The organism is Ferrimonas gelatinilytica (genome assembly GCF_039544205.1).
GTDB lineage: Bacteria > Pseudomonadota > Gammaproteobacteria > Enterobacterales > Shewanellaceae > Ferrimonas > Ferrimonas gelatinilytica.
On the sequence record NZ_BAABLF010000030.1, the window covers coordinates 35,238 to 54,554 of the forward strand.

At 60.9% G+C, this 19,317-nt stretch carries 12 protein-coding genes; 7 read left to right on the forward strand and 5 right to left on the reverse strand.

The window, feature by feature from the left end; genetic code table 11:
* The first annotated feature begins 941 nt into the window (after positions 1-941).
* The 4 genes from ABD997_RS14575 to ABD997_RS14590 all read left to right on the forward strand — a co-directional run bounded on the left by ABD997_RS14575 (position 942) and on the right by ABD997_RS14590 (position 8,550).
* Positions 942-2,618: an L-lactate permease gene (locus tag ABD997_RS14575; protein ID WP_345317850.1), complete on the forward strand. Its 1,677-nt coding sequence runs from the start codon at positions 942-944 to the stop codon at positions 2,616-2,618.
* 76 nt (positions 2,619-2,694) lie between these two features.
* On the forward strand, positions 2,695-5,535 hold the full coding sequence (locus ABD997_RS14580; protein WP_345317851.1) for an FAD-binding and (Fe-S)-binding domain-containing protein: 2,841 nt from the start codon (positions 2,695-2,697) through the stop codon (positions 5,533-5,535).
* A gap of 304 nt (positions 5,536-5,839) precedes the next feature.
* Positions 5,840-7,513, forward strand: coding sequence for a hydroxylamine reductase (gene hcp / locus ABD997_RS14585; protein WP_345317852.1), 1,674 nt, complete (start codon positions 5,840-5,842; stop codon positions 7,511-7,513).
* Positions 7,514-7,593: 80 nt separating this feature from the next.
* Positions 7,594-8,550, forward strand: coding sequence for a flavin reductase family protein (locus ABD997_RS14590; protein WP_345317853.1), 957 nt, complete (start codon positions 7,594-7,596; stop codon positions 8,548-8,550).
* Between the two features lie 85 nt (positions 8,551-8,635).
* Here ABD997_RS14590 and ABD997_RS14595 read toward each other — a convergent pair whose 3' ends face one another.
* The 3 genes from ABD997_RS14595 to punC all read right to left on the reverse strand — a co-directional run bounded on the left by ABD997_RS14595 (position 8,636) and on the right by punC (position 11,681).
* Entirely contained in the window at positions 8,636-9,007 is a 372-nt protein-coding gene (locus tag ABD997_RS14595) for a hypothetical protein (RefSeq protein WP_345317854.1), read from the reverse strand.
* Between the two features lie 110 nt (positions 9,008-9,117).
* Positions 9,118-10,173 carry a DUF2157 domain-containing protein gene (locus tag ABD997_RS14600; RefSeq protein ID WP_345317855.1) on the reverse strand — a complete coding sequence of 352 codons (1,056 nt, stop codon included), beginning with the start codon at positions 10,171-10,173 and terminating at the stop codon, positions 9,118-9,120.
* A gap of 323 nt (positions 10,174-10,496) precedes the next feature.
* Entirely contained in the window at positions 10,497-11,681 is a 1,185-nt protein-coding gene (gene punC, locus ABD997_RS14605; RefSeq protein ID WP_345317856.1) for a purine nucleoside transporter PunC, read from the reverse strand.
* 171 nt (positions 11,682-11,852) lie between these two features.
* Between punC and punR the strand changes: the two genes are divergently transcribed.
* Together punR and tadA are read left to right on the forward strand one after the other, a co-directional pair.
* Positions 11,853-12,755 carry a DNA-binding transcriptional activator PunR gene (punR, locus tag ABD997_RS14610; RefSeq protein ID WP_345317857.1) on the forward strand — a complete coding sequence of 301 codons (903 nt, stop codon included), beginning with the start codon at positions 11,853-11,855 and terminating at the stop codon, positions 12,753-12,755.
* A gap of 62 nt (positions 12,756-12,817) precedes the next feature.
* Complete coding sequence (gene tadA / locus ABD997_RS14615; RefSeq protein WP_345317858.1) at positions 12,818-13,330, forward strand: tRNA adenosine(34) deaminase TadA; 513 nt, start codon at positions 12,818-12,820, stop codon at positions 13,328-13,330.
* Here tadA and ABD997_RS14620 read toward each other — a convergent pair.
* On the reverse strand, positions 13,291-13,446 hold the full coding sequence (locus ABD997_RS14620; protein ID WP_345317859.1) for a hypothetical protein: 156 nt from the start codon (positions 13,444-13,446) through the stop codon (positions 13,291-13,293). The two genes, tadA and ABD997_RS14620, sit on opposite strands and share 40 nt — an antisense overlap.
* Positions 13,447-13,678: 232 nt before the next feature.
* A complete protein-coding gene (gene mltF / locus ABD997_RS14625; RefSeq protein ID WP_345317860.1) occupies positions 13,679-15,109 on the reverse strand; it encodes a membrane-bound lytic murein transglycosylase MltF in 1,431 nt (476 codons plus the stop codon).
* A gap of 188 nt (positions 15,110-15,297) precedes the next feature.
* Between mltF and purL the strand changes: the two genes are divergently transcribed.
* On the forward strand, positions 15,298-19,230 hold the full coding sequence (gene purL / locus ABD997_RS14630) for a phosphoribosylformylglycinamidine synthase (protein ID WP_345317922.1): 3,933 nt from the start codon (positions 15,298-15,300) through the stop codon (positions 19,228-19,230).
* Positions 19,231-19,317: the final 87 nt, after the last annotated feature.

The following is a 19,317-nucleotide window of genomic DNA, read 5'->3' on the forward strand; positions in this document are numbered from 1 at the left end:
GGCTGTGCCCCAACGACTCCCATAGCCGGAAATTGAAACCCGACTGTCCCAGGACCCATAAGCGGGGGCTCAGACTGTCTCCTCGCTATTGAATCTTTACTCTGCTTGCTGAAATGAGCGCACCGATCTCGGGTGCCCGGGCCGGGTTGCGCAATGAGCGGGTGCAGGCGCACGACGGAACGGGTATTCAGGGCCGCCCGAGTCGTTTCCCCTGCTCAAATAGACTTAATCGATGATGTACGGCACGCATTCAAATTGAGCCGGGCAGATGAAACGTGATCACGTTCACGTGTGTCATCGGGATCGTGGATAGAGCCGGCCTAAAGTTGAAAGAAAAATACAGTTTCGAAAGGATAGGTGAAAGTCACGGCGGCGATGGGGGACAAGTTGTCCGGCATGGACAACTTGTCCCGCCCTGAATGCGCTCAACGGGTCCAGGTCTTGTTCCGGTCAAATTTCGTGCGATTTGGAGGTGGATTGGCGGTTTTCAGTGGCGAAAGGAGATAAATCACTCAGGATTTGATGGCAAAGTGTGCATTTCTGTTCGCAGCTGAAATTTAAGCCATTCTGTTTTGTTTAGAAAAAACAGTGCTTTGTCGTTTTTGTCGATTGGCGCGCTAGATTGGATTGTGGAACTGAACTAGCTTCACTAAAGGCGGCCTGCGTGAGTCCTGGTGCACACTTTTTTCTTTATTTGTGAGACTCAGCACCACTTCGAGCGGTAATAAAGATACAGGGCGACGACATTGAGGCGGATCACAGTTTGGAACCGCTTGATTCGAAAAAATAGTCGCCGTCAAAGCTCGACGTACGCCGTCTCTGAAAACTGCGGTTTTCAGTGGGGAAAACGTTGAGCGGGGGAGCCCAGAGGCGTAAGCCATAACGATATAAATTGGGCCCCCTATATTACTTGTTCGTTCGCATATTATGAGGCGATAACCGTGACTTTGATCCAAACTCTAGCCACCTTGACACCCGTCATCTCCGTACTGGTGTTTCTGGTCCTGATGCGCATGCCGGCGTCCCGCGCCATGCCCATCTCTGCCGTACTGACCGGCCTGGTCGCCTTCTTCGTCTGGAAGATGGATAGCACCATGCTGATGGCTTCCGTTGTGGAAGGCTTCCTGTCAGCTCTGACCCCGCTTTCCATCATCTTCGGCGCGATCTTCCTGCTGAATACCCTGAAGAACTCCGGCGCAATGGACACCATTCGCGCGGGCTTCACCAACATCAGTGCGGATGCTCGGGTTCAGGTGATCATCATCTGCTGGCTGTTCGGTTCCTTTATTGAAGGTTCTGCCGGCTTCGGTACCCCGGCTGCTATCGGTGCACCGCTGCTGGTGCTGCTGGGCGTGCCGCCGATCGCTGCTGCCGTTGTAGCCCTGATCGCCGACTCTACCTCCGTATCTTTCGGTGCCATCGGTCTGCCGGTTCTGTTCGGTATGGAACAGGGCCTGATGCAGGGCGGTGTCTCTATGGCTGCTGCCCAGATCGCTGAGCACGGCGGTACTTTCGCCGACTACGCCCAGTTCGTAGCGATGCACATGATCACCATCGACCTGGTGACTGGCTCCCTGGTTCCGCTGGTGATGGTGGCCATCCTGACTGGCTTCTTCGGCCGCAATAAGTCCTTCAAAGAAGGTCTGGCGATCTGGAAGTTTGCCCTGTTTGCTGGCTTCGCATTTACCATTCCGGCCTGGATGATCAACTTCATCGCCGGTCCTGAGTTCCCGTCCGTTATTGGCGCCCTGATCGGTATGGCCATCGTTATCCCGGCCGCCAAGAAAGGCTTCCTGCTGCCGAGCCAGCCGTGGAATGACTTTGCCGAGAACGACAAAGCCGATGCCACAGCCGCCCCGGCTGCCCAGCCGCAGCCTGTCGGTGCCGCCGTAACCAAGACTGAGATCTCTCAGCTGGCCGCCTGGACTCCCTACCTGGTGATGGCCCTGCTGCTGGTACTCTCCCGTACCGTTGCGCCGCTCAAGTCCTTCCTGCTGAGCTTTAACATCGGCTGGAGCGAACTGATGGGTACCAACCTGAAAGCGGGCTTCCAGACCCTGTATGCCCCGGGCGCCTTCTTCGTGGCCGTGTGTATCCTGGGTTACTTCATCTTCAAGATGAAGCCGGCCGCCTTCAAGCTGAGTGTGACCACCTCCTGCAAGTCCATGGTTCCGACCATCATCTCCCTGGGCGCTTCCGTTCCCATGGTGAAGATCTTCCTGAACTCCGGCACCAACACCTCTGGTCTGCACTCCATGCCGGAACAGTTGGCTGAACTGCTGGCCCACTCCATGGGTGCCGTTTGGGCCTGGATGGCGCCGGTTGTCGGTATCTTCGGTGCCTTCCTGTCCGGTTCCGCCACCTTCTCCAACATGATGTTCTCCGGCCTGCAGTACGGCGTTGCGGACAACATCGGCATGAACCACGCGCTGGTCCTGGCCCTGCAGGGCATCGGTGCCAACGCCGGTAACATGATGTGTGTGATGAACGTGGTAGCGGCGGCGACCGTGGTTGGCATGGCTGGCCGTGAGTCCGAGATTATCCGCAAGACCCTGCCGGTGGCACTGGGCTACGCCTTTGTCGCAGGCACCATCGCCTTCCTCTGGGGTGGCATGTAACCCCCTAGATCTCCCTTCAGCTGCCGGATCTCTTGGTCCGGCGCTTTTGTTTGTTTTTCTCCGTATTGGTGTGAGTATGTTGCAAACTAACTTAACTGAACTGGCCTCGCGCCTGGGTCAACTGATGCATGATGATCGTGTCTACACCGATCCACTGCGTCGCGTAGCCTGGGGTACCGATGCCTCCTTTTACCAGAAGCGCCCGCAGATCGTGGTTCATCCGAACAGCGAGAGCGAAGTGGCCGAAGCCCTGTCCATGTGCCACCAGGCTAAGACCCCGGTGACCTTCCGTGCGGCGGGTACTGCCCTGTGTGGCCAGGCACTGTCTGACTCTGTTCTGATGGTCGCCGGCCGTACCTGGCAGGATTACGAAGTGCTGGAAGAGGGCGCCAAGATCCGCCTGCAACCGGGCATCGTCGGTGCCAAGGTGAACCAGATCCTGGCTCCCCTGGGCTTTAAGTTTGGTCCCGATCCGGCCACCATCGCCTCCGCGATGGTCGGCGGCATCGTGGCCAACAACGCGTCCGGCATGAACTGTGGTACCCACCAGAACAGCTACCGGATGATCGAGTCCGCCCGCATCGTTCTGGCGGACGGTACCGTGGTGGATACCGGCTGTGAGCAGAGCCGCGAAGCGTTCAAACTCAAGCACCCTGAGATCCTCGAAGGTCTGGCGGAGATCCGCGATACCATCATGGCGGACGAAGCCATGGTGGCGCGCATCAAGCGTAAGTACTCCATCAAGAACGTGACCGGCTACGGCATGAACTCCTTCGTGGATTACAGCGATCCCTTCGATATCCTGCTGCACCTGATGGTTGGCTCCGAGGGTACCCTGGGCTTCCTGTCCGAAGTGACCATGAAGAGCGCCGTCAAGGCGACCCACTCCGCCTCTGCGATGATCTACTTCGACTCCCTCAAGGGCGCCTGTGAAGCGATCGTAGAGCTGCGTCGTGACGCCTTCGACGAGACCAACGCGGCAGAGCTGCTGGATAACTTCGCCCTGAAAGCCGTGGCCGCGTCCAAGTACGAGACCCCGGACTTCCTGAACGAGATCCACAGCGACGTCACCGCAGTGCTGTTCGAAACCTTCGGCATGAGCCAGGCCGAGATCGATGCCAACATCGCCAAGATGACCGGCATCATGGCCAAGCATGGCCTCTACAAGCCGGCCGAGTTCTCTCAGAATGCGGCGGAGATCGCCAACTTCTGGGCGATCCGTAAGGCGGTATTCCCGCTGGCCGGTTCCATGCGCCCGGCAGGCACCTCTTGCGTGATCGAAGACGTGGCCTTCCCCATCGAGGTGCTGCCCCAGGCGACCCTGGATCTGCAGGAGCTCTCCTTCAAGCACGGCTATAACGACGCGGTGATCTACGGCCACGCGCTGGAAGGCAACTACCACGTGATCTTCTCCCAGGACTTCAGCACCGAAGAGGAGATCGCCCGCTTCGACCACTTCATGCAGGAGCTGGTTGAACTGGTGGCAGTGAAGTACGACGGCTCCCTGAAAGCGGAACACGGCACCGGCTTCGGTATGGCCTCCTTCGTTGAGAAGGAGTGGGGCAGCGACATCTACGCCCTGATGGCCCGCACCAAGCAGGTGATGGACCCCGCCGGGATCCTGAACCCTGGGGTGATCATCAACAACGACCCCAACTGTCACGCCCAGGGCTTCAAGCCGCTGCCGACCATCCACGACATCGTCGACAAGTGCATCGAGTGTGGTTTCTGTGAGCAGCACTGTGTGGCCCACGGTCTGACCCTGTCCCCCCGTCAACGCACCGCCGTTGCCCGGGTGATCAAGACCCTGGAAACCACCGGTAAAGAGCCGGAGATCCTGGCGGAGCTGAAGAAGCAGTACCCCTATTTTGCCTTGGATACCTGTGCCGCAGACGGCCTCTGTAAGGGCGGTTGCCCGATGGGGATCGACACCGGTAAGTTCGTCAAGGTCAAGCGTGCTGAGCTGGCCACCGAGGGGGATATCAAGATCGCCAACTTCTCCGCGGACAAGTTTGGTCAGCTGGAAGGGGTGGCCCGTTTCGCCTTGGGTGCCGCAGACGTGGCCCGTGCCGTGATCGGCGATGGTGCCATCGGTGGCATCACCAAGGGTCTGCGCAAGACCGGCCTGCCGGTTCCCCAGTGGAGCGAAGGGATGCCCAAGCGCGGTAAGGCGCTGCCTGAGCTGAAAACCGTCGGTGATGTGAAAGCGGTGTACTTCCCCGCCTGTCTGAACCGGATGATGGGCACTTCGCCGAAGAACCCGGATCAGCGCTCCATCCCGGAAACCATCAAGACCCTGTTTGAGAAAGCGGGCCTGGAGATGGTCAGCGGCCACAAGCCCAAGGGGCTGTGCTGTGGTCAGCCGTGGGAGTCCTACGGTCACGATGAACAGGCGGATCGCAAGTCTGACGAGCTCTCCGCCTGGCTGCTGCAGGTGTCCAACAACGGTGAGTACCCGATCCTGGTGGAAACCACCGCCTGTCTGGAGCGGATGCGTCGCGCCTGTGACAAGCGTCTGAACCTGCTGGGGCCGGAAGAGTTTGCCATGAAGTTCCTGGTGGAGCGCCTCGAGATCACTCCGGTGGAGGAGAAGATCGCCGTTCACCCGACCTGTACCTGTCGCAAGATGGGTATCGTGGATGACCTGGTTGGCCTGGCCAAGCTGTGTGCCCGCGAAGTGGTGGTGCCGGAGAAGGTGGGTTGCTGTGGTATGGCCGGTAACCGGGGCATGAACTACCCCGAGCTGAACGCCCACGCCCTGCGTCACCTCAAGGAGGAGACCAAGGAGAAAGGCTGCACCAGCGGTTACTCCGTCTCTGCCACCTGTGAAGTGGGTCTGACCACTCACTCCGGGATCCCCTACAAGAGCATTCTCTCCCTGCTGGACCGCGCCGCCAAGGCCAAAGTCCGCCACTGAGAGAAGCGTCGCCTTAGGTGACCTCTCTGACTGAAAAGCCCCCGACGCCCTGGTGTCGGGGGCTTTTTTTTGCTTTTTTCGTCTAACACTGCTGAACCTGCCTGCTGGCACGTTCGTCGCGCACGTCCGCTATCTCACTCTTGTGAGATGACTGGCGGATAAGCACTTTTTCTGAAGTGAACATTTAGTGATCCAGATCAGAAAACCATAAAACAGGCCAACAAAATGCATGTTCGTAAATCCCTGCAAAGGTATAGTGCACCCCATAACGTGCATCTTAAAAGCATCTTTACGGAGTTACGCCATGTTTTGTGTTCAGTGTGAGCAAACCATCCAAACCCCCGTCGCCAAGGGCTGTGCCTACAGCATGGGGATGTGTGGTAAAAGCGCCGAGATCTCCGATCTCCAGGACGTCCTGGTCTACCTGCTGCAGGGCGTCAGCGCTTACGCGCACCTGGCTCGTCAACATGGCATCGTCGACAGTGAAGTGGACACCTATCTCCCGCAGGCGTTCTTCTCCACCCTGACCAACGTCAACTTCGACGCCGATCGTCTGGTGGCCTATACCGAGCGTGCTCTGGCGCTGCGCAACCGCATGAAAGCTGCCTACCTGGACGCCTGTGCCAACGCTGGTGTGACGCCGCTGGAGCCGATCGGCGCCGCCAGCTTCACCCTCTCTGCGGACCGCGCTGCCATGCTGGCAGTGGCACCGGATGCGATGGTAAATCGCGGCCTGGCCGAGGTGGGAGAGGATATCGTGGGCCTGCGACTGCTCTGCCTCTATGGCCTCAAAGGGGTGGCGGCCTATCTCGAGCACGCACGCGTGCTGGGTCAAAGCGACGAGAAACTCTACGCTGAACTGCACCGCATTATGGCGCGCCTGGGTGAAGACCCGAGCGACATGAACGAACTGCTGGAGCTGAGCATGGCGATCGGCCTGCTTAACTACGGTGTGATGGAGCTGCTGGACCGGGGTGAGACTGCGCACTTTGGCCATCCCGAGCCGGTGAAGGTGAACCTCAAGCCGGTCGCGGGCAAGGCGATCCTGGTTTCCGGCCATGATCTTATCGATCTGCAGGATATTCTGGAGCAGACCCAGGGTACCGGCATCAACGTTTACACCCACGGTGAGATGCTGCCTGCCCATGCCTACCCTGAGTTGGGGCACAAGTACCCTCACCTGGTCGGCAACTACGGCACCGCCTGGCAGCACCAGCAGAAGGAGTTTTCCAACTTCCCTGGCGCCATCGTGATGACCTCTAACTGCCTGATCGATCCCAACCCGGCGGGCATCGAAGGTTACGGCGACCGTCTCTTTACCCGCTCCATTGTGGGCTGGCCCGGCGTGACCCACCTGGAGGGCGACGACTTCTCCGAGGTGATCGCCAAGGCACAGGCGTGCGAGGGGTTCAAGTATGATGAGATCCCGCACTACACCACCACCGGTTTTGCCCGCAACGCCCTGATGGCGGCGGCACCGGCGGTGATCGAGCAGGTGAAAGCGGGCAATATCCGCCACTTCTTCCTGGTGGGTGGCTGCGATGGGGACAAGGTGGAGCGTAACTACTTCACCCAGTTTGCCGCCCAGGCGCCCAAAGATACCCTGATCCTCACCCTGGCCTGTGGCAAGTTCAAGTTCAACGACCTGGAGTTCGGTGACATCAATGGCGTGCCGCGCTTCCTGGATGTTGGCCAGTGCAACGATGCCTACTCCGCCATCCAGCTCGCCCTGGCCCTGGCCGAGGCGTTTGAGTGTGGTGTCAACGACCTGCCGCTCTCCCTGGTGCTCTCCTGGTTCGAGCAGAAGGCGATCGCCATCCTGCTGACCCTGCTTGCGCTGGGCATTAAAGATATCCGTGTCGGCCCAACGGTTCCGGCGTTCCTGACCGATAACCTGGTGGCGGCCCTGAATGAGAAGTTCGGCCTGCAACTGATCACCACGGTTGAGCAGGATATGAACGCCATCCTCAACGGCTAACCCTTTCCTTTTCCCTGCAAGGCCGGTGCACACACTCCTCGTGTGTACCGGCCACCCTATTTGATGAACGGGAGCGAATAATGCAACTGACCTGTGTCGGCGTTGAGTCGCAAACGGCGGATGTTAGCCGCTTTACCTTCCTGGCGGATCGTCCCCTGGCGTTTATCCCGGGCCAGTTTCTCTCTTTGCAGGTGCCCATCGAAGATCGTACTTCGGTGCGTGCCTACAGCATCAGCTCTATCCCCTCCGATGCCCGGGTTCAATTAACCATCAAGCGGGTCGAGGGGGGGCGAGTCTCCAACTTCCTGCTGGATAACCTCAAGATGGGGCAGTCCCTCCAAGCACTGCCGCCCGCCGGCGAATTCAACAGCGAGCTGGCAGGGGATCAACCCTGGCTGCTGCTGGGCGCCGGTTGTGGAGTCACGCCGCTGTTTTCTATGCTCCGGGATCGGCTTCAGCGTCAGCCGGACGCCGACATCTGCCTCCTTTTTAGTGTCCGCGGTGAAGCGGACAAGATCTTCGCCAGCGAGCTGGAACACCTGGCGAAACATCACCGCAATTTCCGTCTGCACTGGTTGCTCAGCGGCGAAGGGGTGCGGCTGGACAGCGATAATCTGGCACGTTTTGTCCCGGATGTAGCGCAGCGCAGCGTGATGATCTGTGGCCCCGAGAGCTACATGGTGACCGCGAAGCAGTTGGCCAGCGAGCAGGGGGCATTACGGGTGCACTGCGAGGCGTTTCATGCTCCGGTGCATTCGGAAGAGGCCGCTGGCGGCGGGCACACCCTCAGCGTTGATGGCGTCGAGTTGCCTATCCTTCCGGGTCAAACTGTGCTGGAAAGCCTGGAAGCCGGCGGGATCCCTATTTTCGCTGCCTGTCGGGCGGGGGTCTGTGGCAGCTGCAAGTGCCAGGGCGAGAAGAGTAAGATCCGCAGTAGCTCCACCCTGGGGCTCACGGAAGCGGAGATTGACCAGGGGATTTTCCTGGCCTGCTCCAGCACCGTGACCGCCGATATGACGGTAGAGTTGAACGACTGAGTTGGCGAAAGACTCTGAATGACAGCAAAACGCCGTGGCTTTGGCCACGGCGTTTTTTCGTGCGAGCCTCCCCAGCCGTTTATGGCTAAGGAGCGCGTCGGGAGAGCACCTCCGGCAAGCCGCTCTCGAGGCATTGCCCCTTACGTACATAACGGGCGTTGGGGCAGCTGCCGCTGCCGTAAAACTCTTTGCCGTTGCAGCCACAGTAGGTCGCGACGTCCATGGTGCAGGGCCGGTTGGGATCGACGCACTGGCCATGGCTTCCATCTCCTGGGCAGCCCTCACCTTCGCAAACCTGGCCGAGGGGACAGTCACTGTTGCTCTGACAGCCGGGGGCGCCGTGGGCCTCGGGGTTCGCCGCTTGCGCCGTGGCAGACTCTGTTGACTGGGCGTGGGCGCTCTCTAAAGTGTGAAACCCCGTAACAAGAAGCAAGGTGATGAGGAAAAAGCAACGCATCAGAACCTCCACGTTTTGTACTTGTTCTGTACTTAGCAAAAAAGCTTAGTTCATCCGCATTAGGCAGTCTGCATCGCGACGGACGGGCGCCAGCCTGAGGAGCCCCCCGTTCAGTGGGCGTCGTCACGGGAGGGCGATGTGGTGAGCCGCCAGATCTTCTCGGCCCGGCTGCCGAGGAACCAGAAGCTCAGTGCCAGGATGGCGAAGAAGATCGCCTTGTGGGTGCTGTCCCAGAAGTATTCGAAAAAGCGGGTGTAGAGGTTGATGAACAGGAAGGTAATGCCAAAGCCCCGGGTCATCGCATCGTCCTGCTTGACCCCGTGAACGAGGGCCCCGATGGCCGCGACGGCGAACAGCAATGACCAGTGCAAAAGCTCGGACTGCTCAACGCCCTCCCAACGCTCCAGGCTCCCGTAGTTGCCAAATATCGACAGGATCCAGAGTGCGATAAAGAGGTAGAGCAGCCCGACCGCCCGGGTTGGCCGGATGAAATCTTGCCGTTTTTCGATGCGTCTGAAGAGGTAAGTGCCGCCAAACACCAGAACCAGGCCAAAGAGGACGAAGCGAAGCGGGTAGTTCATCCCCAGGTAGTAGGCGCCCCAGCCTGAAAGGTAACCGGTTTCTGCCCCGAACCAGCTGCCCAGGCACATCAGGGAGAAGATCCAGACCAGCTTGGAGGGAAAAACCAGCCCCAGCAGTCCGTAAACCAGGGCCGAGATGAGCAGCAACAGAGAGAAGTGGTCGGACCCGGTGTCGATCGCTCTGCCGAAAAAACCGATGGCGATGGCGGTAGTGGCGACCCCCAGGAAGAGTATCGCCTCGTTACTGAAGCGCTTCTCCGGCTGTCGACGTCGTCGCTTAAGACCGATGAAGTAAAGGATGGATGAGAGCAGGGCGAACAGGAGGCACTTGACGGAATCCGGCGCCTCGAACAGTTTCGTGAACAGCGACATCAGCCAGCGATCCGCCAACAGGGAGAAGAGTGCGGTGACGATACAGGCGATCGCCAGCCAGAATGCGTATTTGGCAACCCGCTCCCAGTCCATGGTCGTGACCTGGTAGGAGGCTTTCAACTGCTGGCTCAGCGGCTCCGAGATCACCCCCTGGTTACGCCATTGGGCGATCGCCTTATCCAGTGTCTCGCCTTCCCGTTTCGATACTTTCATTCCTGCCGGCTCCTGCTGCTGTCGCCCCTGAAAGTTCGCCCTCGCCACCTGAGCATTCCACGACGGGTCAGCATACTTGATGGGGTGGATCGGAACCTGACGGGGTTCGACGATGTTTTGTCCAACATAGGGGGTTATGCCGCCGAATCAAAGTCGGAGGAGGGTGTTGGGTCGAAGAACTCTTTGAGTTCTATGACGCTATGGATCAAAAAGCGGGAGGAAGGGGGGACAAACAGCGATTCAGGGAGGGGTAACGGCAAAGGCGCGCTCCCAATTTGGGACGCGCCTTGGGTTGGGATCGAGCCAGCAGGCCCGACTCGGGATCAGGCTACGCTGTCAGCCAGTGTTGCAAGACGCTGGCCACGGCGGGAGAGGGCATAGCCGGCTAGAACCATCAGGGCGGCGGCGGCGATCACCCAGCCAGTGACGGCCAGGGCGTGGCTGGCGAAGGTCGCAACGATGGCACTGGCACCAAAGCTGATGGCGATCTGTAAGCTGTTTTGCAGTCCCGCGGCGGTAGCGGCGCACTCGGGGGCGCTGGAGAGTGCCCGGTTCACCACGATGGGGTAGAGCGCCCCGTTGGCCACGGCCAGGAAGCAGAAGGGGATCAGCAGTGCCCAGATGGTCTGCAGCGGCAACTGGGAGGCCACCAGCAGCACCAGGCTGGTGACGCTGAACAGCGTCAGCAGGGCGTGCAGCACCGGCGTGTCACCACGGCGAGCCACCCACTTCTTGCCCAGGTAACCGCCGGTCATAAAGGCGATGGTCTGGGGCACGAAGGAGAGGCCGATCGCCTTGGCGTCGTAGCCCATGCTGACCATGATCTCCGGCATCCCGGTGAGGTAGGCGAAGAAGGCGGCGGAGGCCGCACCGAAGATGGTGACATTGCCCATGAAGACCCGGCTGCCGAGCAGGGCGGCGATGTCGCCGCGAACGGAGCGCGAGCTTCTGACCGGGATGGTGTTGGGTTGACGCAGGGTCAGCAGTGCCAGTGCCAGACCCACCAGGGTCAGCACTACGAAGATGCTCTTCCAGCTCATCACCATCGACAGGCCAACGCCCAGTTGAGGCGCCAGGGCGGGGGAGAGCGCCACCAGTGGCATGATGGTGGCAAAGATCTGCTGTCCTTTCTCGCCGGGATAGCGATCGATCACCATCGCCTGCCAGATCACCGCCGGCGCACAGACCCCCAGCGCCTGCAAAAAGCGCAGACTAAGCAGCTGCCAGACGGTGCTGCTCAGGGCCAGACCGAGGGAGGCGAGGGTAAAGAGCAACAGCCCCGCTACCAGGGTGTTGCGACGTCCAAAACGATCCGAGGCCATCCCCCACAGCAGCTGGCCTCCGGCGAGACCCGCCAGGAAGATCGACAGGGAGAGAGCGATGGACTCAGGCCCTGTTTGGTAGAAGGTTTCCATCTCCTTGAACACCGGCAGATACATGTCAGTGGCGACGAAACCGAGCATGGAGAGTCCGGCCAGGTAGATGAGTTCCAGTTTGGTGATTTTCATAAGGGGTTGACCAAATAATTTGATGTGGCGGCGGGGTGCCGGGCGAATCGCTTGGGCATCGCCCCTGCACTCGTCCACTATTTTAATGCGGTGCAGTCTACTCACTGCATAGCCTCAGGAAAAACGCTATATTTTGGCCTTAGCGTTCAAAATAATTGAAAGGTAATGCCTGTGCTGTCACAAGCCAATCTGGTTCTGCTGGATACCGTCGCCCGGCTGGGGAGCTTCAGCGCTGCCGCTAAGCAGTTGCACAAGGTGCCCTCCGCCATCAGTTACTCGGTGCGGCAGCTGGAGCAGCAGCTGGGGGTGGCACTGTTTGAGCGTCATCCACGGCGGGTGAGCCTGACGCCCGCCGGCGTTTACTTCGTGGAGCAGGCCCGGCAGTGGTTGCGGGAGATGGAGCAGGTGCGGTTGCAGACGCAACGGGTAGCCAACGGTTGGCAACGCAGTCTGCGGGTGGCGCTGGATAATGTGGTGCGGGCGGATCGCATTACTGCGCTGGTGCGGGATTTCTACAACGCCTTCGACGACGCAGAGTTGATCCTGACCATCGAGGTGTTCAACGGGGTGTGGGATGCTTTGTCGGAGGGGCGGGCGGAGATCGCCATCGGTGCCACCACCGCCATTCCCGTGGGGGGGGATTTCGGTTACCGGGACATGGGGGTATTGGAGTGGGCGCTGGTGATGAGCCCGGACCATCCGGCCGCGGCGTTGACAGTCCTCTCAGCGGATCGGATCCGCGACTTTCCGATGATCTGCCTGGAGGACACGGCCCGGGCCTTACCCAAGCGCTCTACCTGGCTGCAGGATAACCAGCGCCGCATCATGGTGCCGGACTGGCCCAACGCGGTGGCGTGTGTTCAGGCGGGCCTGGGACTCAACTACATGCCCCGCCACCTGGCGCGCCCCCTGCTGGCCGCGGGCAGCCTGGTGGAAAGGGGGATGGCCAATGGCCAGCGTCCCAGCCCCTGCTGCCTGGCCTGGCGCAAGGAGAGTGACTCAGCCCTGATGCGCTGGTTACTGGACTACCTCGGGGATGAGGCACAGCTGCACCGGGAGTGGTTGGCGCCCTGAGCGCTGGCGTTTCCCTTGGGCCTGCGTACAATGGCGCCGAACTTTTCGCTCGGGAGAAGATAGTGGATCAGCATGAAAAGTGGATGAGGCACGCCATGTCGCTGGCGGCCAAGGCGGAAGCCCTGGGCGAGGTCCCCGTGGGGGCGGTGCTGGTGCGTGATGGCGAGGTGCTCGCACAGGGTTACAACCGCTCCATCACGGATCATGATCCATCGGCCCATGCGGAGATGCTCTGTCTGCGCCAGGCCGGCCCGAAGCTTGGCAACTACCGGATGCTGGATACCACGCTCTACGTGACCCTGGAGCCCTGCCCCATGTGTGCGGGTGCTTTGGTGCATGCGCGGGTCGGACGGGTGGTGTTCGGGGCGTCGGATCCGAAAACCGGTGCGGCGGGCAGCGTGATGGATCTGTTGGATCATCCCGCGTTGAATCATTGGCCTGAGGTGGTGAAAGGGGTGTTGGCAGAGCCCTGCGCGGAACAGCTCAGTGCCTTTTTCCGAAGGCGCAGGGCGGAGAAGAAAGCCTTGAAACAGGCTCAGCGGGCGGCGTCGGACGACGCCTCTTCGGCAAAGTGAACCTGGTCATATTGCCGGCTGCGGTGAATGATGCGCAGATGGTTACGTTTTTTACACATTCTGCGGCGATCAGTGCGACTTTGCAGCGCCAGTCGACGGCGTTGGCATCTGGCCATCTGATTACCTCCGTAATTGTTGTTCTTGAGGATGAGAGCCCACTGTATGAGGTGGGTTCAAGGTGACATTGTCCTGTCACTGGGCTGGCCGACAGTGAAAGGTCGGCCCAATCCCAATACCTCAATCCTTATCCTCCTCCTCGTTTAAGTCAAGAATAAGACACTGTTATTGCGGGCCCAAGAGTGTGGACTGGTGCGCACATTGTGACCTGTCTGCGAGGTTGCTCACTCGTCATGGTGCCAAGTTGTGATCTGGATCAGGTTGAGCCTCTGGTGCCGAGGCCTGCCGGTCCAGCCACTGCAGGGTTTCATAGTAGCGACGGATGTTGGAGACATAGTGGGCCGCTTCGTCACCCCGGGCGTAGCCGTAACGGCTACGTTCGTAGAATTTACGTTGGCGCAGCAGAGGCAGATGGCGTTTCACATCGCGCCAGCTGTTGGGATCAAACCCCTGCCGCTGGGTGATCACCCGGGCGTCCTCCAGGTGCCCTAAGCCGACGTTGTAGGCCGCCAGGGCAAACCAGATCGCCTCATCGTCGGAGATGCCGGTGGGCAGCCGGGTGATCAGTTGCTGCAGGTAGGCGCTGCCGCCGCGAATACTCTGTTCCGGATCCAGGCGGTTTTGAACGCCCATACGCTTGGCGGTTGACTGAGTTAGCATCATCAGGCCCCGCACGCCGGTGGGTGAGCGGGCATGGGGGTCCCAGTGGGACTCCTGGTAACTGACCGCTGCCAGCTTGCGCCAGTCCAGGGTACCGGCGTAACGCTCGAACAGGGGTTGATAGCGGGGCAGGGTGGTGCGGGCGGCGCGAATGAAGGCGCGGGTATCCACGTAGTCAAACCGTTCGATGTGTCCAAAGTACTTCTCCTCCAGCCGAACCAGTTGACCGCTTCTTCGAAGTTGATGCCAGAAATCCAGCAGGGCACTGAACAAGGGGTCGTCACTGCGTTGGGGCAGGGCCCAGGCGACGGCCTGGGGCTCCCCCAGGGTAAAGGCTGCGCGTAGCTCTGGCAGGTAGCGTTGGTTGAACGCCAGCTGGCTGGAGTCGTTGATGGTGTAGTCCAGCTCACCGGAGGCCACCATGGCCGCCAGCTCATCGCTGTCGTAATCCGTGGTCTGCTCGAACTGCAGTTCCGGGTAATCCGCCAGGGCGGCCGCGAGCAACTCCGCATGGCTGGACCCCTGGGTCACCACCAGCCGGCCATCCAGATCGGCCAGGGAGCGGGGTTTGGGTTGACCGTTGCGGTAGAGCAGTTGCGCCCTCACCCGGTAGAGTGGGGGACCAAAATACCAGTTATCGGCCCGTTTACGGGTGCGGCTGAGGCCTGCGGCGATGAGGTCCAGCTCGCCGGCCTCCATGGCGGCAAAAAGTTGATGCAGGGTAGGGTAAACCCGGAACTGAACCGGTCGGTCGATAAAGCGGGCGAACTGCGTCGCCAAATCGTAATCCAGGCCGTAAGGCTCCTCCCCCCGCATCTGGAAGCTCAGTGGGCTACTCAGGGTTCCCACCGTCAGCTGCTGAGGCAGTTCGTCTCGGTTTGGGGAGGGTTTGTTGGCCAACTCCAGGCAGCCCGGCAGCATCAACAGGAGCAGGCAGCAGAGCAGCCGTTGACCCGAGGCGGCAATAAATCTTTGCAGACTCAGACTGTTTTTTCGCTTCATTGCACCGGGTTCCTTTCCGACCTGAGCACGTTTGCGGGTGTTTTGGACAGGGCTTTTCTCTATAATGGCGCCACTCAAAAATGCCTCCGCCCCGGCGTCCCCATCGGCTGTGAGCTGCTGTCATCGTCGTCGCCGGGTCGAGAACAATAAAAACCTGTACCCCAACTTTATAAAGGTATATCGACGTGATTGAGATCCTTCGCGGCGCACCGGCCCTCTCCGACTTTCGAGTCACTAAGCTACTGCAAGCTTGCCAAGACGCCAAACTGCCAGTCTCTGACCTTTACGCTGAACACTACCACTTCGCCCACCTCACCGCCCCCCTGTCTCCCCAACACAGCGAGCAACTGGCGCAGATCCTCACTTACGGACCCCGTATGGAGGAGCACGAGCCTGCAGGGAAGCTGATGCTGGTGGTGCCGCGCCCGGGTACCATCTCGCCCTGGTCCTCCAAGGCCACCGATATCGCCCACAACTGTGGATTGACGCAGGTCAAGCGACTGGAGCGGGGCTTAGCCTGGTATGTACAGTTAGATGCGCCACTGAATGAGGCCCAGCAGAAACAGTTGCTGGGCCTTATTCATGATCGCATGGTTGAAGCGGTGCTGCCGGATCTGGATGCGGTCGAGGTCCTGTTTGAGGCGGCTGAGCCCAAGCCGTTCACCAGCGTTGATATCCTCGGCGGTGGCCGTGAGGCGCTGGCGGAGGCGAACCTGCGTCTGGGGCTGGCGTTGGCGGAGGATGAGGTCGATTACCTGGTGGAGAACTTCAGCCGCCTGGGTCGCAACCCCAACGACATTGAGCTTTACATGTTCGCCCAGGCCAACTCCGAGCATTGTCGTCACAAGATCTTCAACGCCGACTGGACTATTGATGGCGAGGTTCAGCCCAAGTCGCTGTTCAAGATGATCAAGAACACCTTCGAGGTGACCCCGGAGGAGACACTGTCCGCTTACAAGGACAACGCTGCGGTGATGACAGGTTCCCGGGGCGGGCGTTTCTTTGCGGATGCTGACGGTACCTACCGTTACCATCAGGAGCCGGTTCACATCCTGATGAAGGTGGAGACCCACAACCACCCCACGGCCATCTCCCCCTACCCGGGCGCGGCCACCGGTTCCGGCGGTGAGATCCGCGATGAAGGCGCCACCGGCCGGGGCTCCAAGCCCAAGGCGGGTCTGACCGGCTTTACCGTTTCCAACCTGAAGATCCCCGGCTTCGAGCAGCCCTGGGAGCAGGCCGACGCCATCAAGGACTACGGCAAGCCGGATCGCATCGTCACTCCGCTGGAGATCATGCTGGAGGGCCCGCTGGGCGGGGCGGCCTTCAACAACGAGTTTGGTCGTCCGGCCCTCACCGGCTATTTCCGCACCTACGAGCAGCAGGTGACCAGCTTTAACGGTACTGAGGTGCGTGGCTACCACAAGCCGATCATGCTGGCCGGTGGCTTGGGTAACATCCGCGAAGAGCATGTGCAGAAGGGGGAGATCCCCGTTGGCGCCAAGCTGATCGTGCTGGGTGGGCCGGCGATGAACATCGGCCTGGGGGGCGGTGCCGCCTCCTCTATGGCCTCCGGGCAATCCTCCGAGGATCTGGATTTTGCCTCTGTACAGCGGGACAACCCGGAGATCGAGCGCCGCTGCCAGGAGGTGATCGATCGCTGCTGGCAACTGGGTGAGCACAACCCCATCGCCTTTATCCACGATGTGGGCGCTGGCGGCCTTTCCAACGCCATGCCGGAGCTGGTGGATGATGGCGGCCGTGGCGGCATTTTCCAGTTGCGGGACGTACTCAGCGATGAGCCGGGGATGTCGCCGCTGGAGCTGTGGTGTAACGAGTCTCAGGAGCGTTACGTGCTGGCGGTGGCGCCGGAGAACCTGGCCACCTTCGATGCGCTGTGCCGCCGTGAGCGGGCGCCTTACGCAGTAATCGGTGAGGCCACCGAGGCACGCCACCTGACCCTTGAGGACAGCCATTTCGACAATACTCCCATCGACATGCCGATGGAGGTGCTGCTGGGTAAGGCACCCAAGATGCATCGCGAAGCGAGCCGGACTTCCTGCCTGGCCCCGGCGCTGGACCTGTCCGGTGTTACCGCCAAGGACGCCATCCGTCGGGTACTGCGCCTGCCGGCGGTGGCAGAGAAAACCTTCCTCATCACCATCGGCGACCGCAGCGTCACCGGTATGGTCGCCCGTGACCAGATGGTCGGCCCCTGGCAGGTGCCGGTGGCCAATGCGGCGGTGACCACGGCGACTCTGGACTCCTACCACGGTGAAGCGATGGCGATGGGGGAGCGTACCCCCCTGGCCCTGATCAACCACGGTGCCTCGGCCCGCATGGCGGTCGGGGAAGCGCTCACTAACCTGGCCTCTGCCCATGTGGGTGAGCTTAAGCACGTGAAACTCTCCGCCAACTGGATGGCGGCGGCGGGGCATCCCGGCGAGGATGCCGGCCTTTACGAGGCGGTGAAGGCGGTGGGCGAGGAGTTGTGCCCGACGCTGGGGATCACCATCCCGGTGGGCAAGGATTCCATGTCGATGAAGACCGCCTGGGAGGATCAGGGTGAACAGAAATCGGTGACGGCACCGCTGTCACTGGTGATCACCGCTTTCGGTCGGGTCGAGGATGTGCGTAACACCGTGACCCCACAGCTGCGCGCCGATCTGGGTGACACCACACTGCTCTATTTGGACCTGGCAGAGGGGCAACAGCGCCTGGGCGGCTCCGCCCTGGCGCAGGTCTACAGCCAGTTGGGCAACCAGGCGCCGGACCTGGACAACGCCGCATTGCTTAAAGGGTTCTGGTACGCGATTCAGCAGCTTGCGGCCGAGAAGAAGTTGCTGGCCTACCACGACAAGGGCGACGGCGGCCTGCTGGTTACCCTGGCGGAGATGGCCTTCGCCGGCAAGCAAGGGGTTGACGTCGACCTGGCGGGCCTGGGGAACGATCCCCTGGCGCTGCTGTTCAACGAGGAGCTCGGTGCGGTGATCCAGGTACGCACCCGTGATCTGGACGAGGTGCGTGCGGTACTGGCAGCCCAGGGGCTTGAGCACTGCAGCCACCTGATCGGCGGGCTGTTTGATCCGCGGGGGGATGATCATGACCGCATCCGGATCCGCCAGGGGGATACCCTGCTGTTGGATGAGTCCCGCACGGAATTGCGCACCCTGTGGGGGGAAACGACCTACCGGATGCAGGCACTGCGGGATAACCCCCAGTGTGCACTGGAGGAGTTCGAGGCCAAGCAGGACAGCGAGGACCCGGGCCTCTTTACCAAGCTGAGCTTTGACCCGGCTGAGGATATCGCGGCACCGGTGATCTTCCGTAACGGCGCCCGTGGCGCCGCTCCGAAGGTGGCGATCCTGCGGGAGCAGGGGGTGAACTCCCACGTGGAGATGGCCGCGGCGTTTGACCGCGCTGGCTTCGAGGCGGTGGACGTGCACATGTCCGACATCCTGGAGGGGCGCCTGAGCCTGTCGCAGTTCCAGACTCTGGTGGCCTGTGGCGGCTTCTCCTACGGAGACGTGCTGGGTGCGGGGGAGGGCTGGGCCAAGTCAATCCTGTTCAACGATCGGGCCCGGGACCAGTTCCAGGCGTTCTTTGAGCGCAATGATACCCTCTCACTGGGAGTCTGCAACGGCTGCCAGATGCTCTCCAACCTGAAGAGCATCATCCCCGGTGCACAGCATTGGCCGCACTTTGTGCGTAACCGCTCCGAGCGGTTCGAGGCGCGCTTCTCCCTGGTCGAGGTGCAGGAATCGCCCTCCGCATTCTTTGGCGGCATGGTCGGCTCGGTGATGCCCATCGCTGTCTCCCATGGGGAGGGGCGGGCGGAGTTTGCCAACCTGGACGCGTTCCAGGCGGCGGATAACTCAGGGACGGTGGCGCTGCGTTATCTTAACCACCGCGGTCAGATCGCCACCGCCTACCCGGCGAACCCCAACGGTTCCCCGGCAGGGATCACCGGCCTGACCACCAGCGACGGGCGCACTACCATCATGATGCCGCACCCGGAGCGGGTGTTCCGTACCGTGACCAACTCCTGGCACCCTGACGGCTGGGGTGAGGACTCCCCCTGGATGCGGATGTTCCGCAATGCACGGGTGACCCTGGACTGACCCCGTCCATGACGCCTGGGCTTCGGCCCGGTAGATAACGGTTGAGATCAACACCGCCCCCAATCGGGGCGGTGTTTTTTTGTGCCG